The organism is Bradyrhizobium sp. RDI18, assembly GCF_043203335.1.
GTDB classification, from domain to species: domain Bacteria; phylum Pseudomonadota; class Alphaproteobacteria; order Rhizobiales; family Xanthobacteraceae; genus Bradyrhizobium; species Bradyrhizobium retamae.
The window spans coordinates 4,629,062-4,655,398 of the sequence record NZ_JBICRN010000008.1 but is presented as its reverse complement, the minus strand read 5'-3'; the positions used below and the strand labels follow the sequence as shown (position 1 = coordinate 4,655,398).

The window sequence follows — 26,337 nt, the reverse complement described above, 5'->3', positions numbered from 1 at the left end:
CACCGAGTTTTTACACGCAAAGCGTGTGCGTGCCGTTTTGTCGGGCGGCGCATGCGCGCGCGAGGTAGTAGTTTCTACGACAAGAGATACCTTTTTTCAGAGACTTATCTGAAAACTTTGCACGCACAGTGCGAGTAGAGCGTAGTTATGCCGAAGAAGCCAAAAGCTGCCAGGAAGCCGAAACAGTCGATTGTCCGTTTTCCTGGCCGGCCCGCAAAGCCCGCTGTGAAGCTGTCTGCCAATCGCCGGCCCGCGACTGGCGAGGCCGTGCGCAAGCTCGCCGGGGTCCAAGCCGCGCTTGCGGAGGCGCGCAAATCCCACGAGCGCTTGCGTGAAGCTATCGATATCCTGCCGCAGGGGATCGTGGTTCTCGACGCCGACGGCCGTTACATTCTCTGGAACAAGAAATATGCGGAGATGTACAGCCGCAGTTCGGACCTGTTCAGTCCGGGCGTGCGGCTGGAGGATACCATCCGCGTCGGCGTAGCGCGGGGCGATTACCCGGAAGCGATCGGGCGCGAGGAAGAATGGATCGCCGCGCGGCTCAAGAAGCTATTCCAGCCGGGCGAGCAGCACGAGCAACGGCTGGCGGACGGCCGTGTCATCCTGATCGATGAACGGCTGACCGGGGATGGCGGCATCATCGGGTTGCGCGTCGACATCACCGAGTTGAAGCAGCGCGAGGCCTCGTTCCGCCTGCTGTTCGACAGCAATCCGGTTCCGATGATCGTCTGCGCGCTGGGTGACGAACGAATTCTTGCCGTCAACGATGCCGCAATCCAGCACTACGGTTACAGCCGCGGTGAATTCGAGAAGCTTACGATCCGCAACCTGCAGGCCTTCGACGTCGAGCCGCCATGGGCCGGCGAACACGCCGGCGACGAGCGCGCGGCCCACGCCTGGAAGCATGTCAGGGCCGACGGCGCGCTGATCGATCTGGCGATCTATTCGCGCCAGCTTGTTTACGGTGATCGGCCTGCGGTCCTGCTTGCGCTGATGGACACCACCGAACGCAAGCGCGCCGAGGCGCGGCTGACGTTCATGGCCCAGCATGACGGGCTGACCGGGCTACCGAATCGCAACTTGCTGCGTCAGCAGATGGACGACATCCTGCTGCGCACCCGCCGCAACGCCGAGAAGGTGGCGGTGCTCGTGCTCGGCCTCGACCATTTCAAGGCGGTCAACGATACGCTCGGTCACGGCATCGGCGACAAGCTGCTGCGCGGCGTCGCCAAGCGATTGCAATCGATGCTGCGCGAGGAAGATGCGCTGGCCCGGCTCAACTCCGACGAATTCGCTGTCATCCAGAGCGGGGTGACGCGACCCGAGGACGCGATATTCATGGCGAGGCGCCTGTTGGACGCGATCGCTGACCCCTATCTTCTGGACGGGCATTCGGTCGTCATCGGAGCCAGCATCGGCATTGCGATGTCGCCCGGCGACGGCGATGAGTCCGAGAAACTGCTGAAGAACGCCGACCTTGCATTGTCGCGCGCCAAGAACGATTCCCGCGGCACGTTCTCGTTCTTCGAGGCCGGAATGGATGCGCGCGCCCAGACCCGCCGCAAGATCGAAACCGAACTGCGCGAGGCCGTGCACACCGATGCGCTGCGGCCCTATTACCAGCCGTTGGTCGATCTTGCGAGCGGACGCATCACTGGCTTCGAAGCGCTGGTGCGCTGGCCGCATCCCGAGCGCGGCATGATCTCGCCAGCCGAATTCATCCCTGTCGCCGAGGAGACCGGACTGATCAACGCCGTCGGCGGGTTGATGCTGCGCCGCGCCTGCACGGATGCGGCGCAATGGCCCGACGACGTCCGCGTCGCGGTCAATCTGTCGCCACTGCAGTTCCGTGTCGGCAATCTCTTGTCGCTGGTCGTGGAAACACTGAAGCAGTCCGGCCTGCCGGCGAAGCGCCTGGAGCTCGAGATTACCGAGACGCTGCTATTGGAAAAGAGCAGTGAGGTGCTCGCGACCTTGCATGCGCTGCGCGCGCTCGGCGTTCGCATCTCGATGGACGATTTCGGCACCGGCTATTCCAGCCTGAGTTACCTGCGCAGCTTTCCGTTCGACAAGATCAAGATCGATCAGTCTTTCGTGCGCGACCTCGCCGCCAATCCCGACGCCCAGGCGATCGTGCGTTCGATCATCAGCCTCGGCAAGGGCCTCGGCGTCACGATCACGGCGGAAGGCGTCGAGAGCGAGGCGGAGGTAAATTGCCTGCGCAACGAGGGATGTCACGAGGGGCAGGGATTCCTGTTCAGCCGCGCGCGGCCCAATGCGGAGATCGTCAGCCTGTTGAAGACGCAAGGCAACTGGAGCGCGCCGGCAGGTGCGGCGCTGGTGGCGTGAGGATGGCGTGACCTTCGCAGCCGTCATTGCGAGGAGCGACAGCGACGAAGCAATCCATGCTTCCGCAGGTATGGAGAGATGGATTGCTTCGCGGAGCCTGTCATCCGGCGGCGCTTCGCGCCGACCGGGTGGCTCGCAATGACGGTGGGGGCTACTTCGCCCGTCTCTTCCTCGCATGATACGTCAGCGCCAGCGCCACGCAGTGGCGCAGCGCGGCCTCGGGCAGTTTGTCACCGGCGTCGAGCAGAATGCTGCGGTTGCCGCCGTAGCGCAGTTCCGGATACAGCTCGCGAAAGGTCTCGACCAGATCGGTCTGGCAGTGGAAATGGACCGCGTAGCGGCCGGCTTCGTCCTTCACCTGGTCGATCCGGATCGTGCTGCCGCTCTTGCTCTCGGTCGTGAGATAGCTCGGCTGCCCCCATTTCAGCGCCTCTTCCAGGGCGCCGACGCCCTCGGTGGTCCTTGCGGTGTCGAAAATCAGCCGGCGCAGCGCCAGCAGTTTTGCCCTGACCGGATTGGGATAGGCCTCGAAGACGGCTTCCACCGCAGTGTCCCCGGTGGCAGCGCGCGGCCGTTTGGCGATGCGCTTTACAGCTCGCTTCCGTGCCGCCTTCTTCATTGCAATGTCAGCGCATCCTGCCTGCTTCCATTGCAGAACCTAAAGCAGGATGCGAGCGGGTGGAAGCCGTCTCTTGCGTTTCTTCATCGCATCGTCGGCGGCGCGTCGAGATTGCCCGCGAGGATCGCCCGGCCGGCATCCTCGTAATGGGCGTCACGGCCCTGGATCTGCTGCGCGATCGCGTGCATGTCCCGAAAGCGGCGCTCGAACTTGTTGGCATTGAATACGGCCGTTGCGCCGGTCATGTGATAGGCGGTGTCGACCACGGCGGCCGATTGATGGATCGTCCATGTCGAGGCGATGCGCAGCGCCACGCGATGGGCTTCGGTGACAACAGCGCCTTGCGACAGGTCATGCCATACATCCGCTGCTGTGGCATAGAGATAGGCACGCGTGGCGCGCAGTTGCGCCTCGGTGCGCCCGATCAGCCCCTGCACGGCGTTGTTGTCGCGCATCGCCTTTGACGCTTGCGGTGTCTTGCCCCGGGCGAGGTCGATCGCCGCATCGAGCGTGGCGCGGGCGACGCCGAGCGAGGTCGCCGCAAAGCCCATGCCGAAAACCATGTTGGTAGAGAGCTTGTACAGCGGCCCGTTCTCGCGCAGCGCTGCCGGATCGTCGCGCAGCGCTGCGAACTTTTCCGGGATGAACAGATTGTCGACCGAATAGGAATCGGTGCCGGTGCCGCGCAGGCCGATCACGTCCCAGACGTCGTGCATCGTGGCGCTGGTTACCGGAAACAGGATGGTACGGATCTCCGGCGAACCGTCCGGCCTGCGCCGCGGGGTGCCGTCGGCTTCGACGACCCGGACATGGGCGCCGAGCCAGCTTGCCTGCCGCGAGCCGGAAGCAAAATCCCAGCGCGCACTGGCCTTGTAGCCGCCGGGAACCGCCTGCACCTCGTGGTTGATCGCGCCCCAGGCCAGGATCCCGGGGGCAACGTTGAAGATCTCGTTGGCAGCATCGGGATCGAGATAGGCCGCAGTCATGGCGCAGACGCTGCATTGGCCAAGGCACCATGCGGTCGAGGCGTCCGCCTTGGCGACTTCCTCCAGCATCTGCATGAATGTTTCAAGCGGCACCTCGGCGCCGCCAAAACTCTTCGGCAGCAGCGCGCGGTAGAGCCCGTTCTCGATCAGCGCCTGTGTCACCGCTGATGTCAGGCGGCGGGTCCGCTCGATCTCGTCGGCCTCGCGCGTGATCAATGGCGCCAGCGCCCGCGCGCGTTCGACGAGGTCGATGCCGGGCTGCCTGTTCATGCGTTTCCTCGCATTCTCTCTTGGTCCTGCTTTCTATATTCACGCCGCCGCGCGACCGACATTGAGCGACGGCTGCGACGGTCGCTTGGCGGACGGGAAACTCAAGGCTATGGCGACGGCGGCCATGCCGATCGTGAAAGAGCCGACATAGAGCCAGCTATAGCCGTGGAAGGCGTCGAATACCCAGCCGCCGGCGAGCGGCCCCAGCGCCATGCCGAGGCTGGCAAACGCGGACACGGCGCCGAACATGCTGCCCATGATGCGCACGCCGAAATATTCGCGCACCAGCACGGCGTATAGCGGCATTACGCCGCCGTAGGCGAGGCCGAAGACAACCGACAGGGCGTAGAACTCGCCGAGCTGGCCGACCGCGAGATAGGTTGCGATCGCCAAGGCCTGGACGAACAGGCCGCCGACCAGAACGTGCTTGGCGCCGAAGCGATCGGCCAGCAAGCCGAGCAGTAAACGGCCGCCAAGGCCGGAGAAGCCGGCGAGGCTGTAAACGGTGACGGCGGTCAGGGGCGCAATGCCACACACCATGGCGTAGCTCACCAGGTGGAAGATCGGCCCCGAATGCGCCGCGCAGCAGGCGAAATGCGCGGATGCCAGGATGATGAATTGCGGCGTTCGCAGCGCCTGCGCGACCGTCCACTGCCCGTCAGGCGCGCCCGTCCCATGGGCGGCAGCAGGCGTTGACGGCTCCGGCGGCCGTCGCACCAGCAATGAGGCTGGGATCAACAGCGCCAAGGCGACGATGCCGATTATCAGCATCGCCGTGCGCCAGTCGTAGGCCGTGATCAAATAGCTTGCGAATGGCGCGACCGTCATCGGCGAAACGCCCATGCCGGCCGTCACCAACGCCACCGCGAGGCTGCGGCGATGTTCGACCCAGGCGCTCGCCACCGCGACCATCGGCGCATAGAAACTGCCGGCCGCAATCCCGATCAAGACGCCGAACGCCAACTGAAACTGCCACAGGCTGGTGGCCTGGCTCGCGCCGATCAGCCCGGCGCCGAGCAGCAGCGTGCCAGACAGGACGACGATGCGGGTGCCGAACCGGTCGGATAGCGTGCCCCAGAAGAACGCCGCCAATCCCATGGCGAGAAAGTTGATCGTTGCTGCCGCCGAGATGCCGCTATGCGACCAGCCCATCGCGTCCGAAATCGGCTGCAGGAACACGGCCAACGACAGCATCGAGCCGAACGCAACGCAGGTCATCAGCGCGCCTACGGCGACGACGACCCAGCCGTAGGATAAACCGGAGGCCTTGCCCATGCGTTTCCCCGCGCGTGTGCTGTTGCTTATATGCGCGGGATGATGGTGGCCTATCCGCCGCCCGGGAGCAAGATGATGAGCAGCATCCCCCTTATGCCGTGATCAGCGGGAGAGGTCGGATTGCGCCTGCGGCAGTTAACGTGCTCGACACACCGACAGATGCCGGCTACTTTGCTTGGGGTTGTTTTCGATCTTTTTGTTATGCGGTCACGGAAGCCTCAAGGCCGGACCTGATCCCCATCATGCTCGGGTGGTTTGAGCATTCGCCTCAGCTATCCACCTTCAGCGCGGCAATAAACGCTTCCTGCGGGATGTCGACCTTGCCGAACTGCCGCATCTTCTTCTTGCCTTCCTTCTGCTTCTCCAGAAGCTTGCGTTTGCGCGTGATGTCGCCGCCGTAGCATTTGGCGGTGACGTCCTTGCGCAGCGCGCGGACGGTTTCGCGGGCGATCACCTTGCCGCCGATCGCGGCCTGGATCGGGATCTGGAACATGTGCGGCGGGATCAGTTCCTTCATCTTTTCGACCATGGCGCGGCCGCGGCCCTCCGCGCGCGTCCGGTGCACCAGCATCGACAGCGCATCGACCGGTTCGCCGTTGACGAGGATCTGCATCTTGACGAGGTCGGCCATCTTGTAGTCGGTCAGATGATAATCGAACGAGGCGTAGCCCTTCGAGACGGATTTCAGCCGGTCGTAGAAATCGAACACGACTTCGTTGAGCGGCAAATCATATTTCACCATCGCTCGGGAGCCGACGTAAGTGAGCTCCTTCTGCGCGCCGCGCCGGTCCTGGCACAGCTTTAGCACGCTGCCGAGATATTCGTCCGGCGTGAGGATCGTGGCCTCGATCCACGGCTCCTCGATGTCGGCGATCTTGACGACGTCAGGCATGTCGACCGGGTTGTGGATCTCGATCTCCTGCCCGTCGGTCAGGTGCATCTTGTAGATCACGCTCGGCGCCGTCGCGATCAGGTTGAGATCGAACTCGCGCGACAGCCGCTCCTGGATGATTTCGAGATGCAGCAGCCCAAGGAAACCGCAGCGGAAACCGAAGCCGAGTGCGGCCGAAGTTTCCATTTCGTAGGAGAAGCTCGCGTCGTTGAGCCGCAGCTTGCCCATTGCCGCGCGCAGCGTTTCGAAATCGTTGGCATCGACCGGGAACAGGCCGCAGAACACCACCGGGATCGCCGGCTTGAAGCCGGGCAGCATCTCGGTGATCGGCTTCTTGTCGTCGGTGATGGTATCGCCCACGCGGGTGTCGGCGACTTCCTTGATCGCCGCGGTAATGAAGCCGATCTCGCCGGGGCCGAGCTCGTCGACCTGCTCCATCTTCGGCGTGAAGAACCCGACGCGCTCGACATCATAGGCCGCGTTGGTGCCCATCATGCGGATGCGCTGGCCCTTCTTCATCGTGCCGTCGACGACGCGGATCAGCACGACGACGCCGAGATAGACGTCATACCAGCTATCCACCAATAGCGCCTTCAGCGTCGCGCCGCGATCGCCCTTCGGCGGCGGCAGGCGGGTCACGATGGCCTCCAGCACGTCGGGAACGCCCAAGCCCGTCTTGGCCGAGATCATCACGGCGTCCGAGGCATCGATCCCGATCACGTCCTCGATCTGCTGCTTGACCTTATCAGGCTCGGCCGCCGGCAGATCGACCTTGTTGAGAACCGGCACGATCTCGTGATTGTTGTCGAGCGCCTGATAGACGTTGGCGAGCGTCTGCGCCTCGACGCCCTGGCTGGCATCGACCACCAGGAGCGACCCTTCGCAGGCCGCCAGCGACCGCGAGACTTCGTAGGCGAAGTCGACATGGCCGGGCGTGTCCATCAGGTTGAAGATGTAATCCTTGCCGTCCTTGGCGCGGTAGTTCAGCCGTACCGTCTGCGCCTTGATGGTGATGCCGCGCTCGCGCTCGATATCCATGGAATCGAGCACCTGTTCCTTGCCCGCCATTTCGCGGTCCGACAGCCCGCCCGTCGTCTGGATCAGACGGTCAGCCAGCGTCGATTTGCCATGGTCGATGTGAGCGACGATGGAGAAGTTGCGGATGTTGGAAATGGGCGCAGTTGTCATGGGCGCGGGATAGCATTCGCGTCTCCGTGCGGCAACCATCTTGCTGTATTTTAAGGGGCTTTCTTCGCGCCAAGCTGATTCCACTTGAGCCGAAAACACGCTAGGCAGTGGCCATGTCGATTGCATCCATTTCACCCACGGCCGCGCGCAGGCGCATTCCCACGATCCAGCGGCTGGCGGCGTGGCTGGCCTCACGCGCCAGTGATCCCAAAGCTGGCCTGTGGCTGGTGACCGGCTTTGCCGTGGTCCACGCCGTGCTGTGGACGCTGATCCTGGTCAATCTGAAGACCGGGCAGGACGTCCATATGGACGTCGCGGAGGCCTTCGCCTGGGGGCAGAAGTTCCTGCTCGGCTATGGCAAGCACCCGCCACTGTCGGGATGGGTCGCCGGCGCCTGGTTCATGCTGTTTCCGGTCACGGACTGGGCGACCTATGCATTGGCAATGGCGACGCTCGGCTGCTCCCTCGTGATCTGCTGGCTATTGGCGTTGCGCGTGGTCGATCGCCGCCGCGCGTTCTTCGTCGTGGCGATGCTCGCGCTCTATCCGATCTTCAACTTCAAGGGCTTCAAGTACAATCCGGACCTGTTGCAACTCGTCACGCTGCCGCTCGTCGTGCTGGCCTATCTCGACGCGTTCGAGAAACGCAGCGTCAAATCGGGCGTGTGGCTAGGGCTCGCCGGTGCGCTGGCGCTGATGACCAAGTACTGGGTGCTGACCGTGATCGGCGCCGTCGGCCTTGCCGCGTTGATCCATCCGCAGCGTTTGCAGTTCCTGCGTTCGCCGGCGCCATGGGTCGCGATTGCCACGCTCGTGGTCGCAATGCTCCCGCACTTCATGTGGCTGAAGCAGGTGGACTTCGTCCCGCTCACCTATGCCGGCGATACTTACTCTCACCGATCGCGCGATGATCGACGATCTCGCGCTGGGCTATGTCGGGCACAATCTCGCACTGCTGGCCGCACCGGTGATACTCGGCGCGATCGCGCTGATGTGGCGGCCGTTCCGTCTGATGCCGTTTCCGGCCTTTGCGCGCGGCGCCAACACTGGCGTCAACATTTCGCAGGCGATCAATGTCTGGATCGTCCAGGCGGTCGTGGCGATCGGTCCGCCGCTGGGTGCGCTGATATTCCACGTCTATCTCAAGACCGACTGGGGCATCCCGCTGTTCTTCCTGATGCCGCTCGCGCTGGTCGCGATCCCGGCGGTGCGGATCCGGAGAATCGCGCTGTTGAACCTGACGACGACCTGGCTCGTCATTTCGCTCGTCGTGCTGGCGATATCGCCAAGGATCGTCGCCTACGAACTGGATCAAAAGCGCACCGCAGGCGCGAAGTATCGGGCGCGTTCCGAACTCGCCCGCGAACTGACGGAGGCCTGGCACACGCGGTTTTATTCGCGCTGGCCGGTGGTCGCCGCCTATACCGATACCGGCCAGCCTGTCACTTTCTACAGCCCCGACCATCCGGCGCCGCTGACGCCGGACGAGCCGTGGTCGTCCGGCCTGACCTCGCTCGAGGAGGCGAAGCGATCAGGCTTCATCGGCATCTGCGAGGTCGGCGACTGGAAACTGGAAAAATGCGAGGCGTGGATGCAGGCCCATGCCGCCAATGCCGAGCGCATGGTGATGACCACGCGGCGATTCTTTCTCGGCAAGGCTGGCCCCGCGACGGCCTGGAACATCTTCATCGTGCCGCCGGCCAGATAGAAATCACTCGAAGGGGTAACGCATGGATCTCGACCTGACGGATAAAACGGCGCTCGTGACCGGCTCGACCCGCGGCATCGGGCTCGCGACCGCCATCGGGCTTGCGCAAATGGGCGCGGAGGTGATCGTCAATGGCCGCGAGCAGGCGGCAGTCAGCGTGGCCGTGGCGAAAGTTGAACAGGCTGCGCCGTCGGCCAAAGTGCACGTCGCGGCGTTCGATCTCGGCAACGCAGCGGGCTGTGCCGCGCTGGTGGCGCAATTTCCCGACGTCGACATTCTCGTCAACAATCTCGGCATCTACGAACCGAAGGGATTTTTCGAGATCGAGGACTCCGATTGGTCGAGAATGTTCGAAGTCAACGTCATGAGCGGGGTGCGGCTGACGCGGCACTACCTGAAGCGGATGCTTGATAACAAGGACTGGGGCCGTGTCGTGTTCGTCTCCAGCGAGATCCGGTGTCTTCGTTCCGAAGGAGATGGTGCATTACGGCTTCTCGAAATCGGCGCAGCTCGTCATCGCGCGCGGCGCGGCAGAAACCACCAAGGGCACCAACGTGACTGTCAATTCGGTGATGCCCGGCCCCACCTGGGTCGAGATGGCGCCGGTTCGCCTGGCCGCGCGCGCGAAAGCTGCGGGCACGACCGTCGATGACCTCGTCTCGCGCACCTTCAGCGAACGTCGCCCGGCGTCGCTCTTGCAGCGTTACGCCGCGCCGGAAGAGATCGCCAATCTGATCTGCTACGTCTGTTCAAAAGCCTCCAGCGCCACCAACGGCGCCGCGCTGCGCGCCGACGGCGGGATTGTGACGAACCCGTTTTGATGGTGTCTCACACGCCTTCTTCGTTGAACTTGTCGGCGACCAGCGCTGCGATCGCATCGACCGCTTGCTGCGCTTCGGGGCCGATCGCGGAGACCGTAACCGAGGTTCCAGGTCCCGCTGCCAGCATCATCAAGCCCATGATCGAGGTGCCGCCGACGGTTTCGTTGCCGCGCGTCACCCAGACTTCGGCATTGAAGCGCTCCACCATCTGGACGAACTTCGCCGACGCCCGCGCGTGCAGGCCGCGCTTGTTGATGATCTGAAGTTCCCGCGAGATGGCGCCCGCGGGCACGCTCGGCCCGAGTTCCTTGTCGGGCGCGGCCTCGTCGCTCATTTGCCGGCGAGCACGCGGCTGGCGATGGTGACGTATTTGCGGCCGGCTTCCTGTGCCATCGCGATGGCGTCGGGAAGCGAGCGCTCTTCGCGCACCTTGGCAAGCTTAACCAGCATGGGAAGATTGATGCCTGCGAGCACTTCCACCTTTGGGCGGCTCATGCAGGAAATTGCGAGGTTGGACGGTGTGCCGCCGAACATGTCGGTGAGGATGGCGACACCATCGCCGCTGTCGACGCGATTCACCGCTTCGATGATATCGCTTCGACACAGATCAGAGTCGTCTTCGGCTCCAATCGTGATGGCTTCAATTTGTTTTTGCGGACCCATGACATGTTCGAGCGCCGCCTTGAACTCGTCGGCAAGGCGCCCATGGGTCACAAGCACTAGACCAATCATCGGAAACTCCTCGCGGGTGCTTTTTGGTGCACCGCACGAACGCGCCACTTTGACCATCCAGAGGCCCCGCGCAAGAGGGCATCTTGGCTATTGTTCCGGAATTTGCCGGTAAAGAGTGAGGCCTGCGCCGGTTTATTCGGTGGCGATATTGGGGCTTATATGGTTACCAATCCCCTTCGAACAATCATCCAAAGGTTGGACGGAACCTGAACCGGCGGTTGTCGTCAGGGCCGCTGCAATCAGCGGGAGGGGGTCGTAGCCGGTTCCGACGGGAATTCTCGGTAGTAAAACACCGTTCAGGCGGGTGGAGAGCGCTTCCGGCGGCGGCAGCCGCTCGGCATCGCTGGCCGCAAGATCGGCGACGAGGCCCACCACCGCTTCCCCAACAAAGTCACAATGGCGAATGCCGAGGCCCCGTACCTCGATCAGCCCGGCCAATTCTTGCGCCGGGCGGACCAACAATTGTCCGGCCACTGTGTCAAGATGGACACGGTCATCGCCGACCAAAACGGCCCGCGGAAGCTGTCCGGCGCGTCCGGCGAGAATCAGATCGAAGGCTAGCCGTGACTTGCCGGCGCCCGATGGCCCGCGGATCAGCACGGCGCGATCGCCCACCAGCACGGCGGAGGCGTGCACGCTCGCGCCCGCCGTCATGGCGTGGGCAGCCTGACCACGAACCGCGCACCCGCCACACTCGGCTTGCCGTCGGCGCCGGCCGGGCCGTGGCGGTTTTCCGCCCAGATCCGCCCATTATGCGCTTCGATGATCTGCTTGGAGATCGATAGGCCGAGACCTGAGTTCTGGCCAAAGCCCTGATGGGGACGGTCGGTGTAGAAGCGCTCGAAGATGCGTTCCAGCGCATCCTCGCCGATACCCGGTCCATCGTCATCGACGATGATTTCGATCTCCGAGCGCGCGCGGCGGCAGGTGACGCGCACCTTCCCGCCGGGGGTGGAGAAGGATTGCGCATTGGACAGCAAGTTGGAGATCACCTGTCCGAGCCGGGAATCGTGGCCGGGAACCGAGAAAGTATCGGTGGCGCCGCGGCCCTCGAAGCGCGCTTCGACCGCGACGTCGTGGCCGAGCCGGGTTTCGTTGGCGACCGAGGTCAGCGTCGTCAGCAGCCGGCGCAGATCGACCGGGGCCATGTCCTGGCGCTGCAATTCGGCATCGAGGCGGCTCGCATCTGAAATATCCGAGATCAGCCGGTCGAGCCGCTTGACGTCGTGCTCGATCACCTCGAGCAGGCGCGCGCGGCTGGTGTCGTTGCGTGCCAAAGGCAGCGTTTCCACCGCCGAGCGCAGCGAGGTCAGCGGATTCTTCAATTCATGGGCGACGTCGGCGGCGAACATCTCGATCGCCTCGATGCGGCTGTAGAGCGCGTTCGTCATATCGCGCAGCGCGCCGGACAGATGGCCGATCTCGTCGCGGCGGCGGGTGAAATCGGGAATCTCGACGCGGGTCTGGATGCGCCGGCGGACGCGCTCGGCGCCGTCGGCCAGCCGCCGCACCGGACCCGCGATCGTGCTCGCGAGCAAGAGCGACAGCACGATCATGACCGCGGAGGCCACGCCGCCGACCTTCAGGATCGCCAGCCGCTCGGCGGTCACCATCTGGTCGATGTCGTCGCCTTGCGTCGAGAGCATCAGTGCACCGTGTACGGCACGGAAGCGCTGCACGGGGACCGCGACCGAGACGATCACCTCGCCGCGGTCGTTGACGCGTACCACGCTGCTCTTGACGCCGTCGAGCGCCTGCACGATTTCCTGATAGCCCTTGCCGTTCTCCGGGCCCAGCTCGCGATAGAGCGGCAGGTCGCCGCGATTGAGCCAAGTGCGGGTCGCGATCAGCGCGCGTTCGACGAAGCCCGGCTTCTCCGTCGAAGGTGGCGGCAGTTCGAATCGCAATACGTCGCCGCGGCCGTAGAGACTGCGGCTGTCGAGGATCATGCCGCCGTCGCCGCCATAGATGCGGGCGCGGGTCTTGGTCGGCGAGATCAGCCGCCGCAGCACCGGCGCGACCCGCTCCGGATTGATCGGAAAATCCAGCCCGGAAGATTCGTCCGGCGCGCCGTAGCTTTCGCCGGGCTTGAGGTCGAGCAGCCGGTCCGGATCGATCGTGATGGTGTTGGTTTCGACGGTGGCGGAGGCGGCAATCGCGCCGGCGATGATTTCGGCCTGCACCAGAAGGCTCTGCGCCCGCGCATCGATCAGGCCGGCGCGGAATTGCGAGAGATAGAGAATGCTCGCCACCAGCGCGACGAGGCCCGCCAGATTGAGCGAGACGATCCGGCGCGTGAGGCTGGAGAAGGAGAGCGCGAAGAAGAACTGCCCGGCCCGGCGCAACCAGCCGAGCGGTCGCCGCCAGCCCTTCTCGCCCGCATTATCCTCGGCAACGCGTTCCCGATCGAGGAGCTCCAAAGCATCCTCGTGGTTCAGGTTGGGATCGGGCTGCGTTCGATCTAGCAATGGCTGAACTGCCGGTTGTGATGCGCCGATTTCTAGCTCTACGCCTTTACGCCGAACGGGCGGACGTGTCAGTTAACACTTCCGCCCGGAAAACGCAGATCAGGCTTCCTTGAAGCGATAGCCGACGCCATACAGCGTCTCGATCATCTCGAAATCGTCGTCGACCACCTTGAACTTCTTGCGCAGCCGCTTGATGTGGCTGTCGATGGTGCGGTCGTCGACATAGACCTGGTCGTCATAGGCCGCGTCCATCAGCGCGTTGCGGCTCTTCACCACACCGGGCCGCGTGGCCAGCGCCTGCAGGATCAAGAACTCCGTCACCGTCAGCGTCACCGGCTCGTTCTTCCAGGTGCAAGTGTGACGCTCCGGGTCCATCCGCAACAGGCCGCGGTCCAGCGCGCGTGCATCCGGCTCCTTCGGAACGGCGGTCGGATCCTTGGGCTGGCCGCGGCGAAGCACGGCCTTGACCCGCTCGACCAAGAGGCGCTGCGAGAACGGCTTGCGGATGAAATCGTCGGCGCCCATCTTGAGGCCGAACAATTCGTCGATCTCTTCATCTTTGGAAGTTAAGAAGATCACCGGCAGGTCGGACTTCTGCCGCAACCGGCGTAATGTCTCCATGCCGTCCATGCGCGGCATCTTGATATCGAGGATCGCAAGGTCCGGCGGCGAGGTGCGGAAGCCGTCCAGCGCCGAGGCACCATCCGTATAGGTCATGATGCGATAGCCTTCGGCTTCGAGCGCGATCGATACGGAAGTGAGAATGTTGCGGTCATCATCGACCAGGGCGATTGTGGGCATGAGCCTCTGCTTTCGAATAAGAGAGTGGCTTAAACGGCGAGCAATTGAGCCAGACGCCGCATAAATGGGCTTCGTACACAGTCAACGAGCAATGCAAGCTGGGCTGAAGTGTGACCGAGTTCCGCAAAACGCTCCCAAGGAGACGCGCGGCCCCCCATATAGCACCCTGACCCGATGAGAAAAGGCCCTTTTTGCAATAAGATGGCCGGAAAGGAACCATGCAGCCGACCGCAGATTTTGATGCTTCCAAACTGGCCCGATCGCTGCTGCGGCGCTGTCGGCAGGGCGCGTTGGCCACGCTTATGCCCGAAAGTGGCGATCCCTATTGCTCGCTGGTGAACGTCGCCAGCCATGCCGATGCGTCGCCGATTCTGTTGCTTTCGCGGCTGGCGCTGCATACAAAAAACATCCTCGCCGATAGCAGGGTATCGCTGATGCTGGACGAACGCGCCGCCGGCGATCCGCTGGAGGGCGCACGGATCATGCTGGCGGGACGGGCCGAGGAGGCCCAAGGGGAAGATGCGAAAATCCTGCGCCGGCGCTATCTCAACGCTCATCCATCGGCTGAAGCGTTTGTAGATTTCAAGGATTTCTCGTTCTTCCGGATCGTCCCGTCAGGCCTGCATCTGGTCGCCGGTTTCGGCCGCATCATCGATCTCAGGCCCGAGCAGTTCATGACCGAGATCGGCGATGCCACCGATATGCTGGAAGCCGAGCAAGGCGCTGTCGAGCATATGAATGAGGATCACCGCGAGGCGATGAACCTCTACGCGACCAAACTGCTGGGCGCCGAGTCCTCGGACTGGTGCTGCACTGGTTGCGACCCCGACGGCATGGACATGCAGGCCGGCTCTGCGACGCTGCGGCTGGATTTCCCGGAACGGGTCACCAGCGCCATGGCGTTGCGCAAGATGCTGGTGCGGCTGGCAGGCGAGGCGCGGGCCAAGGGCTAGCAAGGGTCAACGCTTGCCGCCACCAGCAACCACGGCTGCACTGTCGAATTCATCGCCGATGACAGTGAAGAAGATTCAGGCGTTTGTCGTAAAGCGAAGCGATGGTGCAGTTCGCGATCACACGGGCGGAAAGCTTCGTCATGAAAACGCGCGCCGCGCGCTGAAATATCCTGATGGTGCGACGCAGCAATTACCGGCCGAGCTAGCCAACGGCGGATGGTCGCGCAACCAAAAGGGCAAACCGGCGCAAAGCAGTGCAGCAAGCGATTGATGGAAATCAACCTTCCGCGCTGGAATAAACCAAATCGCGTGGATCGGCTTGGCAAGCACGGCGTTCAACAATATAGGTCGCCGCACCGAGGCCGGAAGGCTATATTCAGGGTTCACCGCGACAGAGCGCGTCAAGCGACATGCGCGCGATTCGAGTAACGCGGGTTCGAGGAGGACTTTCTTCGTGCAAGAGACGGGTCTACGCAACGGTGCCTTCGGCGCCGACAAGTTCGGCTTAAAAAATCTCAAGACGGTGCACTGGAATCTCGGCGCGCCGCAGCTTTATCAGCATTCACTCACGGCCGGCGAGGCCGTGTTGTCGGCCGACGGCGCGCTCTGCGCGGACACCGGTGAGTTCACCGGCCGCAGTCCCAAGGACAAGTTCACGGTGCGTGATGCGACCACCGACAAGAACATGTGGTGGGCCGGTAACCAGTCGATCACCTCGGAGCAGTTTGCCGCGCTCTATGCCGACTTCCTCAAGCATGCCGAAGGCATGACGCTGTATGCGCAGGATCTTTACGGCGGCGCCGATCCGAGCTTCCAGATCAAGACGCGCGTCTTCACCGAACTTGCCTGGCACTCGCTGTTCATCCGAACGCTCTTGATCCGCCCCGAGGCTCAAGCGCTGAAGGATTTCGTGCCTGAACTCACCATCATCGACCTGCCGAGCTTCCGCGCCGACCCTAAACGTCACGGTGTGCGCTCGGAGAACGTCGTCGCGATCGATTTCGCCCGCAAGATCGTCCTGATCGGCGGGTCTTATTATGCCGGCGAGATGAAGAAGTCGGTCTTCACCACGCTGAACTATTATCTGCCCGCCAAGGGCGTGCTGCCGATGCACTGCTCGGCCAATGTCGGACCCAAGGGCGACACCGCGATCTTCTTCGGCCTTTCCGGTACCGGGAAGACCACGCTGTCGGCCGATCCCAACCGCACCCTGATCGGCGACGACGAGCATGGCTGGGGCAGCGACGGCGTCTTCAACTTCGAAGGCGGCTGCTACGCCAAGTGCATCAAGCTGTCGAAGGAAGCCGAGCCGCAGATCTTCGCCGCCAGCAGCCGCTTCGGCGCGGTGCTCGAGAACGTGGTGCTCGACGAAAATACCCGCGTGCCCGACTTCGACGACGGTTCGAAGACCGAAAACACCCGTTCGGCCTACCCGCTCGATTTCATCCCGAACGCTTCGCGCACCGGCCGCGCCGGCCAGCCGAAAAACGTCGTGATGCTGGCCGCCGACGCGTTCGGCGTATTGCCCCCGATTGCAAAACTCTCGCCGGCGCAGGCGATGTATCATTTCCTGTCCGGCTATACCGCCAAGGTCGCCGGCACCGAGCGCGGTCTCGGCAATGAGCCGCAGCCGGAATTCTCCACCTGCTTCGGCTCGCCGTTCCTGCCGCTCGATCCTTCCGTCTACGGCAACATGCTGCGCGAGCTGATTGCCAAGCACAATGTTGATTGCTGGCTGGTCAACACCGGCTGGACCGGCGGCAAATACGGCACCGGCAGCCGGATGCCGATCAAGGTGACGCGCGCGCTGCTGACCGCAGCGCTGGACGGTTCGTTGCGCAATGTCGAATTCCGAACCGACAAGTATTTCGGTTTTGCGGTGCCGACCGCGCTGCCGGGCGTGCCCAGCGAGATCCTCAATCCGGTCAACACCTGGAAGGACAAGGCCGAGTTCGACAAGACCGCGCGCGCACTGGTCGGCATGTTCCAGAAGAACTTTGCCAAGTTCGAAGCCCAGGTCGACGCCGAAGTTCGCGCTGCTGCGCCGGATTTGAAGCTCGCGGCAGAGTAAGGCTCAAACGCAGGCAACTGCTCCAAAGGGCGGCTTCATGGGCCGCCCTTTTTGCTTTTCCGACGAATTTGGCTGTTGTCCGGAAAGACCGCGTTGCTGGGCGTGTGGCGATCGGTGATCTGCAGGCCGAACAGGCTGCTGATCAATTCGACCGCGACGCGCGCGGTGCGGCCGCGTTCGTCCAGGAATGGGTTGAGCTCGACGACGTCGACTGATCGCACCAGACCGGAATCGTGCAGCAACTCCATGATGAGATGCGCTTCGCGATAGGTCGCGCCACCCGGTACCGTGGTGCCGACGCCGGGGGCGACCGCAGGATCGAGAAAATCGACATCGAAGCTTAAATGCAGCACCCCGTTGCTCGCCCTGACGCGCTCGATCACGCGCCGGATCAGGACGGCGACGCCGAACTCGTCGATGGCGCGCATGTCGGCGATCGCGACGCGGCGTTCGAACACCAGCTTTTTCTCCAGCGGATCGATCGAGCGGATGCCGAACAGATCGATCCGCTCGGGACCGATCGAGGCGCGGGGCACGTCGCCGAGCAGGCCCTCGAGGCCGTCCTCGCCGCAGAGAAAGGCCGCCGACATGCCGTGCATGTTGCCGGTCTCGGTCGTCTGCGGCGTGTTGTAATCGGCATGTGCATCGAGCCACAGCACGAACAACGGCCGGCCCTGTTCCTGCCAGTGTCGCGCGACGCCGTTCACCGACCCCATCGAGAGCGAGTGATCGCCGCCCATGAAGATCGGAACGGCGCCGGATTGCGCGAGCAAATACGAACGCTCGCTGAGCGCGCGGATCCAGGTTTTGATCACGTCGTAATATTTGGCGTTCGCCGGCGGCGGGCCCTCGGCGCGAGCAATGGCCGGCGTCAGCATGTCGCCATGGTCTTCGACGACAAAACCGAGTTGATCGAGGATGCGGCCGATGCCTGCGGTGCGCAGCGCCGCCGGTCCCATCAGCGTGCCAGCCTGCGAGGCACCGATCTCGAGGGGGACACCGAGCAGGGCGATGCGGGGTTGGGCAGCTTCGGACATGAGCCGGGCCTCCGAAGAATCGTAGGGTGGGCAAAGCGGCTTGTCCGCCGTAGCTCGACGAGCGAAGGCGGAAGCGTGCCCACCATTCAAGATAGCACTTGGATAGATGGTGGGCACGGCGCAAGCGCGCCTTTGCCCGCCCTACGCTGTCACGCCTTGAAATAGGCGATTTGCGTCGTGGTTGCGAGAAGGCGTCCCGACGGCGACCATAATTCGCCGTGCTGGTCGCCATAACTCCTGTGGAAAATTCTGGCGTCGGCCACCGCCAGCACATGGGTGATGTCCTCGGCCGCCAGCTCTTCCGACGCGGTATGGAAATACGTCGTCAGCGACACCGTGCCGAACGGGACCAGTTCCCGCCGCGCCAGAAATACCCGTCCGAAGAAGGCATCCGACATCGACATCAGCGACAGCATGTCGATCTTCCGTGGCATGCGGTCGCCTATCCACTGCTTGGAGAATGCATCGAGCGGCGGCGACGCCGGCGAGCCGTAGAAATTCGGCTCACCCTCGACGAAGCGGAAATCATACTGGTGCGTCCAGGTCATCGGCGTGTTCGGAAACGAACGTGACTGCTCGAACGGCGCGGCGCCTGGAAATTTTGCCTGCTGGTGCGACCAGGACGGACGGCGTTCGGCGAACACGGCAGTCGCCAGCGTCGCGACGTCGCCGCCGCCTTGCGTCATCTCCACGCACCAATGCTGACTCGAACGGTTGGCCTTGACCAGGCGCACGTCGAGCTCGAAGCCGCCTTCGGTGACCGGTGCGCAGAAATTCACCGTGACCGACAACGGATCGCCCGCACGCTGCGGATGCTCCATCAGCGCGCGCAGGATGGTGGCGGCTGTGCAGCCGCCGAACGGGCCGACAAATGCCCAGTAGTCCGGGCTGGTCTTACCCTGCCAGCAGCTATCGCCGGCGGTGACCCGCGTGGCGTCGTCGAAGAGGTGTGGGCCTTTGGTGAGCATGGATACTTTCGATTTCAGAGGCGACAGCCTTGCCGCAAGTGCCGTCATTGCTGACGTGGATGCAATATCACCGCAACTCCGCCGAATTCAATGACGTCTGAGGTAATGTATACCTGCCCCCGGGGCTTATCGCGTCGCCCCGCGCTGGACGCCTGCCTCCAGCACCGGCGCAGCCGCCCGCACCGGCACGTTCCAGATCTCCTCGGCATATTCGCGGATGGTGCGGTCGGAGGAGAACCACGGCATCCGCGCCACGTTGAGGATCGAAGCGCGGGTCCAGGCCGGCACCACTTGCCAGCGTGCGTCGATGCCGCGCTGCGCCGCGTAGTAGGAATCGAAATCGGCCGAGACCATGTAGTGGTCGAGATAGCGCAGCGCGTGGCCGATCGAGGCGAAACGGGCGCGATCGTCGGGCGAGAACGCGCCGCTCTCGATTGCAGTAATGGCGCGCGCCAGCCGCGGCGAGCGGCTGATCACATCAGTCGCATCCAGGCCCTGCTTGCGCCGGATCATGACGTCGCCGGCCTCCATGCCGAAGATTGCGATATTCTCCGCGCCGACATGGTCGCGGATTTCGATATTGGCGCCGTCGAGCGTGCCGATCGTCAGCGCGCCGTTCAGCGCCAGCTTCATGTTACCGGTACCGGAGGCCTCCATGCCGGCGGTCGAAATCTGTTCGGATAGATCGGCGGCCGGAATGATCACTTCGGCGAGGCTGACATTGTAGTCGGCGAGAAAGACGACCTTCAGCCGTCCTGCGACGTCAGGGTCGTTGTTGACGACTTCGGCGACATCGTTGATCAGCTTGATGATCAGCTTGGCGTAGCGATAGCTCGCCGCCGCCTTGCCGGCGAAGATTTTTACGCGCGGCACCCAGTCGCGCTGCGGCTCGTCCTTGATCGCCTGGTACAGCGCAATGGTCTCGACGACATTGAGCAGTTGCCGCTTGTACTCGTGGATGCGCTTGATCTGGATGTCGAACAATGCCGACGGATCGATCTTGACGCCAAGGCGCTCGTTGATGAGCCGCGCCAGCGCCAGCTTGTTGTGATGCTTGACCTCGCGAAAACGCTGCTGGAACGCGTTGTCGCTGGCGTGGGCCTCGAGGCGCTCGAACAGCGAGAAGTCGTCGAGTACGGCCTCGCCGCAGACCTCGCGCATAAGACCGGTCAGCTTCGGATTGGCCAGCATCAGCCAGCGGCGGAAGGTGATGCCGTTGGTCTTGTTGGTGATGCGGCCGGGATAGAGATGATTGAGATCGTGGAACACGGTCTCTTTCATCAGGTCGGAGTGCATCGCTGACACGCCGTTGATGCGGTGCGAGCCGACGAAGGCGAGCTGCCCCATCCGCACGCGACGTCCGGACTTCTCGTCGATCAGCGACACCGACGCGCGATATTCGATGTCGCCGGGGCAGCGCTGATCGGCCAGCGCCAGATGCGCGGCGTTGATGCGGTAGATGATTTCGAGATGCCGCGGCAGCAGCCGCTCGAACAGTTCGACCGGCCATGTCTCCAGCGCTTCCGGCAGCAGCGTGTGATTGGTGTAGGACAGCGTCGCCACCGTGATCTTCCACGCCTCGTCCCAGCGGAAATTGTGCAGATCGACCAGGATGCGCATCAGCTCAGTGACGGCAAGGCTAGGATGAGTGTCGTTGAGCTGCACCGCGACCTTCATTGCCAAGTTGCGCAACTGCCCGTCCGAGGCGAGGTGCCGCTTGACCAGGTCCTGCAGCGAGGCCGAAACGAAGAAATATTCCTGCCGTAGCCGCAGTTCGCGCCCCGCGGGGCTCTCGTCGTTCGGGTAGAGGAATTTGCAGATCGATTCCGCGCGCGCTTCCTCGGCGACGGCGCCGAGGTAGTCGCCGGTGTTGAAGACGTCGAGCCGCAAGGGATCGGGCGAGCGCGCCGACCAAAGCCGCAGCGCGTTGACGTGCTGGCCGCGCCAGCCCACGATCGGCGTGTCATAGGCGACGGCCTGCACGGTTTCCGCCGGGCGCCACGTCGCGCGGTCGCGCCCGTTGTCGTCGACGTGATCGACAAAGCCGCCGAAATGAACGTGATAGACCACCTCCGCCCGCAGGAATTCCCAGGGGTTGCCGAAGCTCAGCCATTCGTCCGGATATTCCTGCTGCCAACCCTGCGAAACGATCTGGCGGAACAGGCCGAAATCGTAGCGGATGCCATAACCGATAGCGGGAACGGCCAGCGTCGCCATGCTTTCCATGAAGCACGCCGCAAGTCGTCCGAGACCGCCATTGCCGAGCGCGGCGTCCGGCTCGCATTTGCGCAAATCATCCAGGCCGACGCCGAGATCGCCGAGCGCCGCCTCGAACACCGGCAAGAGGCCCATATTGTTCAACGCGTCGGTGAACAGCCGGCCGATCAGGAATTCGAGCGAGAGATAATAGACCCGTTTGCTGCCCGCATCGTAGCTCTCCTTTTCGGCCGTCAGCCAGCGGTGCACGACGCGGTCGCGCAACGCCAGCGCCGCGGCCTTGTACCAGTCGCGACGCGTCGCCATGCCGGCGTCCTTGCCGATCGCAAGGCGCAACTTGGCGAGGATGGCGCCCTTGATCTCGGCCAGCGCGAGTTCGTCGACCGGCTGGTCAAGTGCCGGATAGTTCCCTGCGATTTGTTCCTGCAACACGTCGATCCCTGCATTGAGACTCACAACATAGGCGCCTTGTCCGGTAATCGAAACGCCGGAGAAGCCGGAGTATGTTGTGCACTGCGCTGGTATGAAATTATGCAAGGACCGGGCCGATTTCGCGGCACCGGCGGCCGGCTTTTGGTGTTATCTTTTGGTGTTATAATTCAATACCAAGGTACAGGGATCGCTGGGCTTGGTGGGTAGATGCCGATTGGAGTCCCGAGGAATCGCGTGCCAGCAAAACGGGGAGGCCTGTCATGAGATTGACGATCGAGATCGCTGCCACCGCGTTATTGATGGTCTGCATCAGCGCCACCAGCGCCGCCTTTGCCGCGGGCAAGACCGGCAGAAGTGCCGACGGGCTGAGCTGCTCGTTCAGCGTCGAAAAGGGCGCTTCACCAGCCGCGCGTTGTGCCGCGATCAAGCGGCAATGCGGCGGAAAATTCTACGCCAATTATTGCGGCGACAAGCTGTTGTCGGCGATGTGAAGGATTGGATTGCGGATGGTTCATACCATCGCACGATCCCAAGGTTCTCGCGTCGGCCGCTTCCAGCCACAGCGTCCGAATCTGGCTTGCTTGCGTCCCGTCCATGATTCTCGATTCTTGCGGCAACCGGATAGGCGAAGTTTCGGCACGAAGTTGGAACAAATTAAGAACACCTTAGCAAGTCTTTGATATATCATTGTGATTCGGCACGCCGCCGACACAACATATAGGCCCATCCGAGTTTGCGAGGACTACATGTCCACCATCGCTTTCGATCAGTTCGCTCTCACCCGCATCGCCGATTTCGCGCGTTCGTTGTCGCGCCTGCATCAGGCCTCGCGCCGCCGGCTTGTCGACGACGACGCGATCGACCGCGAGTTCAACGCGGTCTGCATGTCGGTGTGGGGCTACACCACGGACGATTTCAGCGACGAACTGTTTTCGATCGAGGATCACGCCTTTCTCGATTCGCTGGATGAGGCGCAGGCGCGGATTTTTGCGGCCGAGCAAGGCTACGATCTCGTTGACGACCAGGGCATGCTGACGGACTGGTGGGGCTATTGCTGGATGATTCTCGCCGAGAAGCGCGGCCTGCTGACGCCGGAAAATCGCGCCGCGGCGCGGGCCGCGATCGAGGAAAAATATCTGTCGGCGCCGAACGTGATCGGGGTCATTGTGGGGCGGTAGTGCTGGCGTCAGCTATGTGAATGCTGCGAGGCCGGGCCCAGGCTACTTTGCATGGGGTTGTTTTCGCAATTTTGTGTTTGGGCCCTGCGGCGTACTGCCTTATCGCGCTTCCGCCCGCTTCGCCGCTTTCGGCGCGGCCGTCTTCGGGATAGAGGCGGTCGGCAGTTCGTCGTCGCGCCGTGCTTCGGGCAGCGGCGCGGTGCCGGCGACCATCTCGGCGCTGACTGGCGCGACCTTCATTTCGCCGAGCCGGGCGCGGACATCCGCCGTGAGGCCGGGATAGGAGGCGACTGGCGTGAACTCCGCCGTGTGGTCGGCGCCAAGACGCACGCCGGTATAGGCCACCAGGCCGTCGGTGGTGGCGACGACGTCGCCGGAGCGCAGCGAGGTGTCGAGCGTGAGATCGACCGGCGCAAGCCCGGACGGGCTTCGGCCGTTGCAGGTGCAGTCGGCGCTCAGCGCCTTGCGATAGGCGTAGGCGTTCTCGCTGTCGGCATAACGCTCGCCATTGCTCGCGGTCGCATGATCGATGTTGCTCCCGTAAAACACCTTGGTGACGCTGGCCGGACAGAACGCCTGGCAGGTCTGCACCGGCGAGGCGGTGCCGCGCGCGGTCAGCGGAAAATACTTGCCGTCGCAGCTTCGCACGCAAAACGCTGGCCCGGAGCCAGCCACGCGTGGGGCCGGGGCGGGCGCTGATGGCTGCTGATTGAGGCCGAACGGATCGGCGAAGAAATTGGCCTGCGGTGACGCTTGCCGCGTCTGCTGCTTCTGCGCGCCGCCGAACAGGAAATCGAACAGGCCTTCGGCGGAAACGCTGCCGGGCGCGAGCAGGAGAGCGCCCGAAAGGATCGCTGCGGCAACCAACGTCGCGCGGCGCCGCACGCGCGAAAAAGCCAACTCTGTACGCAACGCCAACTCCACCCAACAAACGCGCTGAAGCGCGACGGCTTCAGTTCGGGTAACCTTAACGGCGGATGGTAAATGAGTGATGAGCGGGGCCGGGGAAGACCTACTCACCCCTTCAAAAATTCACCTGCCTTGTACAGCGAACGAAACTCAAGCCCAGCCTCGGCAAAGGCTTCGGTCGCGCCTTCCTCACGGTCTACCATCGTAAGCACGAGCACGATCTCGCCGCCGGCTTCGCGCACGGCCTCGACCGCCTTCAACGCCGAGCCGCCTGTGGTGGTGACGTCCTCGACGATCACGGTGCGCTTGCCCTGCAGGGTCTCGCCCTTGGCCAGCCCCTCGACCGCGAGGCGGGCGCCATGTTCCTTCGGCTTCTTGCGCACGAAGAAGGCGGCGATCGGGTGGCCCTTGAGCCAGGAGAGCTGCGCGATCGCGCCCGCCAGCGGGACCGCGCCCATCTCCAGCCCGCCGACGAAATCGAGATTGTCGTCCTTCAGCGCCTCATAGGTCAGTTCCGCCAACAGCGCCGCACCTTCGGGGTCGAGCATGGTCGGCTTGAGGTTGAAGTAGAAGTCGCTCTTGCGGCCCGAGGCCAGCGTGATCTCGCCGCGGCCGAATGAGCGCTTGCGGATGATCTCGGCGAGGCGGGCGCGGGAGGCTGATTTGGACAAGACGGTTTCCCCGAAGGTTTCAGGCGGGGCGCAATCTACCGACGCTGCAGGGCAGATTCCAGCGCCGATCCAGCGCCGTCAACAGGGCACAATGTCGTCCCGGCCCATCGGGTCGGCGCACCGCGCCGCCCGATGACAGGCTCCAGCGGATGACCCCGTATTCCGCAGCGGCTGTTGTAACGCCCCGAAGTTCCGGGGTACTGGATACCCCGCTTGTCGCCTTCGCTAAAGCTCCGGCGGACCCATTATCGCAAACCCCGGCGGAGCCTTGGCGGAGACGGGTCGCGGGGATGACAAAAAATGACGATCGAACTGCACACCTGGAACACGCCGAACGGCCGCAAGATCTCGGTTGCGCTGGAGGAAATGGGGCTGCCCTACAAGGTGATCCCGGTGAACATCACCAAGGGCGAGCAGATGGCGCCCGCCTTTCTCAAGCTCAGCCCGAACAACAAGATCCCGGCGATCCTCGATCCCGACGGCCCCGGCGGCAAGCCGGTCGGCATCTTCGAGTCCGGCGCGATCCTGCTTTATCTCGGCGAGAAGACAGGCAAGTTCCTGCCCAAGCCGCTGGCCGAGCGTATCCCGGTCTATGAATGGCTGATGTGGCAGATGGGCGGCTTTGGACCGATGCCGGGCCAGGTGCATCATTTCATCGCGCTGGAGAACGAAACCGATCGCGCCTACGGCCTCAAACGCTTCATGGCCGAAACCCGCCGGCTCTACGGCGTCCTCGACCGTCGGCTGGAGGGCCGGGAGTTCGTCGCCGATGCCTTGTCGGTCGCCGACTTCGCCATCCTCGGCTGGGCCTGGCGCCATCCGCGCCACAAGGTGGAGCTGAAGGATTTTCCGAACGTCGAGCGCTGGTACAACGCCATGATGGCCCGCCCGGCGACCAAGCGCGGTATGGAAGCCAAGCTGGATTGATTGAGCGCACTTCCCCTCTCCCCCTTGTTGGGAGAGGGTGGACGCGATGCGAAGCATCGCGGACGGGTGAGGGGTCTGTCTCCGCGGAGGGAACCCCTCATCCGGCGCGCTTCGCGCGCCACCTTCTCCCACAAGGGGAGAAGGAAGAAAGATCACGCCCGCTTCGCCTCGAACGCCATCTTCACCGCAAGCCCCGCCAGCACCGTTCCCATCAGCCAGCGCTGCACCAACAGCCAGCTCGGCCGCGTGCCGAGAAAGTTTGCGATCGATCCGGCGGCGATCGCGATCATCGCATTCACGCTGACGCTGATCACGATCTGGATCGCACCGAGCGCCAGCGACTGCGTCAGCACGCTTCCGACCGTGGGGTCGATGAACTGCGGCAGCAGTGCCAGGTACAGCATCGCGATCTTCGGATTGAGCAGATTGGTGACGAAGCCCATCGCAAACAATTTGCGCGGGCTATCGACTTGCAGCTTTTTCACCTGGAACGGCGAGCGCCCGTTCGGTTTCAGCGCCTGCCACGCCAGCCACAGCAGATAGGCAGCGCCAGCAAACCGCAGCGCGTCGTAAGCATAGGGCACCGCAAACAAGAGCGCCGTGATGCCGAACGCCGCGCACAGCATGTAGAATACGAACCCGAGCGCGACGCCGCCCAGTGAGACGATGCCGGCTGCCGGCCCTTGCGTGATCGAGCGCGAGATCAGGTAGATCATGTTCGGCCCCGGCGTCAGCACCATGCCGAGCGAGACCAGGGCGAAGCCGAGCAGAGTTGTGATGTGAGGCATGGGGGGACTCGCGGCGAGGAATGCGCACGTTTCTAACGTGCGAGCCGCGGCGATGTCATTTCGTATATTGCTCCG

Annotated in this window: 22 protein-coding genes and 2 pseudogenes; 9 read left to right on the top strand and 15 right to left on the bottom strand. The window is 63.4% G+C overall.

Annotation, left to right across the window (positions count from 1 at the left end; genetic code table 11):
• Window positions 1-147 precede the first annotated feature (147 nt).
• Window positions 148-2,352 carry a putative bifunctional diguanylate cyclase/phosphodiesterase gene (locus ACFXS9_RS31635; protein WP_392695815.1) on the top strand — a complete coding sequence of 735 codons (2,205 nt, stop codon included), beginning with the start codon at window positions 148-150 and terminating at the stop codon, window positions 2,350-2,352.
• Window positions 2,353-2,503: 151 nt separating this feature from the next.
• On the opposite strand, the gene ACFXS9_RS31630 is transcribed toward ACFXS9_RS31635, so the two are convergent.
• From ACFXS9_RS31630 to lepA, 4 genes are all read right to left on the bottom strand, one after another.
• Window positions 2,504-2,971: a DUF1801 domain-containing protein gene (locus ACFXS9_RS31630; protein ID WP_392695812.1), complete on the bottom strand. Its 468-nt coding sequence runs from the start codon at window positions 2,969-2,971 to the stop codon at window positions 2,504-2,506.
• An 83-nt stretch (window positions 2,972-3,054) separates the two neighbouring features.
• The gene (locus ACFXS9_RS31625) at window positions 3,055-4,227 is read right to left on the bottom strand and encodes an acyl-CoA dehydrogenase family protein (RefSeq protein ID WP_392695809.1); all 1,173 of its coding nucleotides are present in this window, start codon (window positions 4,225-4,227) and stop codon (window positions 3,055-3,057) included.
• A 39-nt stretch (window positions 4,228-4,266) separates the two neighbouring features.
• Window positions 4,267-5,502, bottom strand: coding sequence for an MFS transporter (locus ACFXS9_RS31620; RefSeq protein WP_392695806.1), 1,236 nt, complete (start codon window positions 5,500-5,502; stop codon window positions 4,267-4,269).
• Between the two features lie 268 nt (window positions 5,503-5,770).
• Window positions 5,771-7,582, bottom strand: a complete 1,812-nt coding sequence (gene lepA, locus ACFXS9_RS31615; RefSeq protein WP_392695803.1) for a translation elongation factor 4 — start codon at window positions 7,580-7,582, stop codon at window positions 5,771-5,773.
• A 113-nt stretch (window positions 7,583-7,695) separates the two neighbouring features.
• On the opposite strand from lepA, the pseudogene ACFXS9_RS31610 reads away from it, so the two are divergent.
• Together ACFXS9_RS31610 and ACFXS9_RS31605 are read left to right on the top strand one after the other, a co-directional pair.
• Window positions 7,696-9,289, top strand: a pseudogene (locus ACFXS9_RS31610) (glycosyltransferase family 39 protein).
• Between the two features lie 22 nt (window positions 9,290-9,311).
• Window positions 9,312-10,110, top strand: a pseudogene (locus ACFXS9_RS31605) (SDR family NAD(P)-dependent oxidoreductase).
• Between the two features lie 7 nt (window positions 10,111-10,117).
• Here the strand turns inward: ACFXS9_RS31605 and ACFXS9_RS31600 are convergent.
• The 5 genes from ACFXS9_RS31600 to ACFXS9_RS31580 form a co-directional block, all read right to left on the bottom strand.
• Window positions 10,118-10,444 carry an HPr family phosphocarrier protein gene (locus ACFXS9_RS31600; protein ID WP_057841959.1) on the bottom strand — a complete coding sequence of 109 codons (327 nt, stop codon included), beginning with the start codon at window positions 10,442-10,444 and terminating at the stop codon, window positions 10,118-10,120.
• Window positions 10,441-10,842 carry a PTS sugar transporter subunit IIA gene (locus ACFXS9_RS31595; RefSeq protein WP_024339151.1) on the bottom strand — a complete coding sequence of 134 codons (402 nt, stop codon included), beginning with the start codon at window positions 10,840-10,842 and terminating at the stop codon, window positions 10,441-10,443. Before ACFXS9_RS31595 ends, ACFXS9_RS31600 begins: the two co-directional genes overlap by 4 nt.
• Window positions 10,843-10,974: 132 nt before the next feature.
• Window positions 10,975-11,496 (bottom strand): HPr kinase/phosphorylase, encoded by a 522-nt coding sequence (locus ACFXS9_RS31590; RefSeq protein WP_392695800.1) that lies wholly within the window; start codon window positions 11,494-11,496, stop codon window positions 10,975-10,977.
• Window positions 11,493-13,310 (bottom strand): stimulus-sensing domain-containing protein, encoded by a 1,818-nt coding sequence (locus ACFXS9_RS31585; protein ID WP_392695797.1) that lies wholly within the window; start codon window positions 13,308-13,310, stop codon window positions 11,493-11,495. The genes ACFXS9_RS31590 and ACFXS9_RS31585 overlap by 4 nt, the downstream gene beginning before the upstream one ends.
• A 99-nt stretch (window positions 13,311-13,409) precedes the next feature.
• Window positions 13,410-14,111 (bottom strand): response regulator transcription factor, encoded by a 702-nt coding sequence (locus tag ACFXS9_RS31580; RefSeq protein WP_027541437.1) that lies wholly within the window; start codon window positions 14,109-14,111, stop codon window positions 13,410-13,412.
• Window positions 14,112-14,329: 218 nt separating this feature from the next.
• Here ACFXS9_RS31580 and ACFXS9_RS31575 point away from each other — a divergent pair, with 218 nt between their 5' ends.
• The 3 genes from ACFXS9_RS31575 (at window position 14,330) to ACFXS9_RS31565 (ending at window position 17,135) form a co-directional block, all read left to right on the top strand.
• On the top strand, window positions 14,330-15,064 hold the full coding sequence (locus ACFXS9_RS31575; RefSeq protein ID WP_392695792.1) for a HugZ family protein: 735 nt from the start codon (window positions 14,330-14,332) through the stop codon (window positions 15,062-15,064).
• Window positions 15,065-15,128: 64 nt separating this feature from the next.
• Window positions 15,129-15,335 carry a hypothetical protein gene (locus ACFXS9_RS31570; RefSeq protein ID WP_392695789.1) on the top strand — a complete coding sequence of 69 codons (207 nt, stop codon included), beginning with the start codon at window positions 15,129-15,131 and terminating at the stop codon, window positions 15,333-15,335.
• A gap of 183 nt (window positions 15,336-15,518) precedes the next feature.
• Window positions 15,519-17,135 (top strand): phosphoenolpyruvate carboxykinase, encoded by a 1,617-nt coding sequence (locus ACFXS9_RS31565; protein ID WP_392695786.1) that lies wholly within the window; start codon window positions 15,519-15,521, stop codon window positions 17,133-17,135.
• Between the two features lie 35 nt (window positions 17,136-17,170).
• Here ACFXS9_RS31565 and rocF read toward each other — a convergent pair whose 3' ends face one another.
• The 3 genes from rocF to ACFXS9_RS31550 form a co-directional block, all read right to left on the bottom strand.
• On the bottom strand, window positions 17,171-18,172 hold the full coding sequence (gene rocF, locus ACFXS9_RS31560; protein ID WP_392695783.1) for an arginase: 1,002 nt from the start codon (window positions 18,170-18,172) through the stop codon (window positions 17,171-17,173).
• 149 nt (window positions 18,173-18,321) lie between these two features.
• Complete coding sequence (locus tag ACFXS9_RS31555) at window positions 18,322-19,140, bottom strand: acyl-CoA thioesterase (RefSeq protein ID WP_392695780.1); 819 nt, start codon at window positions 19,138-19,140, stop codon at window positions 18,322-18,324.
• Between the two features lie 126 nt (window positions 19,141-19,266).
• Window positions 19,267-21,795, bottom strand: a complete 2,529-nt coding sequence (locus ACFXS9_RS31550) for a glycogen/starch/alpha-glucan phosphorylase (RefSeq protein WP_392700127.1) — start codon at window positions 21,793-21,795, stop codon at window positions 19,267-19,269.
• A gap of 254 nt (window positions 21,796-22,049) precedes the next feature.
• Here ACFXS9_RS31550 and ACFXS9_RS31545 point away from each other — a divergent pair, with 254 nt between their 5' ends.
• A complete protein-coding gene (locus ACFXS9_RS31545; protein WP_392695777.1) occupies window positions 22,050-22,280 on the top strand; it encodes a hypothetical protein in 231 nt (76 codons plus the stop codon).
• A 255-nt stretch (window positions 22,281-22,535) separates the two neighbouring features.
• Window positions 22,536-22,967, top strand: a complete 432-nt coding sequence (locus ACFXS9_RS31540) for a hypothetical protein (RefSeq protein WP_392695774.1) — start codon at window positions 22,536-22,538, stop codon at window positions 22,965-22,967.
• 99 nt (window positions 22,968-23,066) lie between these two features.
• Here ACFXS9_RS31540 and ACFXS9_RS31535 read toward each other — a convergent pair whose 3' ends face one another.
• Both ACFXS9_RS31535 and pyrE read right to left on the bottom strand, forming a co-directional pair.
• Window positions 23,067-23,879, bottom strand: coding sequence for a DUF2865 domain-containing protein (locus tag ACFXS9_RS31535; protein ID WP_392695771.1), 813 nt, complete (start codon window positions 23,877-23,879; stop codon window positions 23,067-23,069).
• 104 nt (window positions 23,880-23,983) lie between these two features.
• Window positions 23,984-24,547: an orotate phosphoribosyltransferase gene (pyrE, locus tag ACFXS9_RS31530; RefSeq protein WP_392695768.1), complete on the bottom strand. Its 564-nt coding sequence runs from the start codon at window positions 24,545-24,547 to the stop codon at window positions 23,984-23,986.
• Between the two features lie 300 nt (window positions 24,548-24,847).
• Here pyrE and ACFXS9_RS31525 point away from each other — a divergent pair, with 300 nt between their 5' ends.
• Window positions 24,848-25,474, top strand: coding sequence for a glutathione S-transferase family protein (locus tag ACFXS9_RS31525; protein WP_392695765.1), 627 nt, complete (start codon window positions 24,848-24,850; stop codon window positions 25,472-25,474).
• Window positions 25,475-25,626: 152 nt separating this feature from the next.
• Here ACFXS9_RS31525 and ACFXS9_RS31520 read toward each other — a convergent pair whose 3' ends face one another.
• Window positions 25,627-26,262: a LysE family translocator gene (locus ACFXS9_RS31520; RefSeq protein ID WP_392695762.1), complete on the bottom strand. Its 636-nt coding sequence runs from the start codon at window positions 26,260-26,262 to the stop codon at window positions 25,627-25,629.
• Window positions 26,263-26,337: the final 75 nt, after the last annotated feature.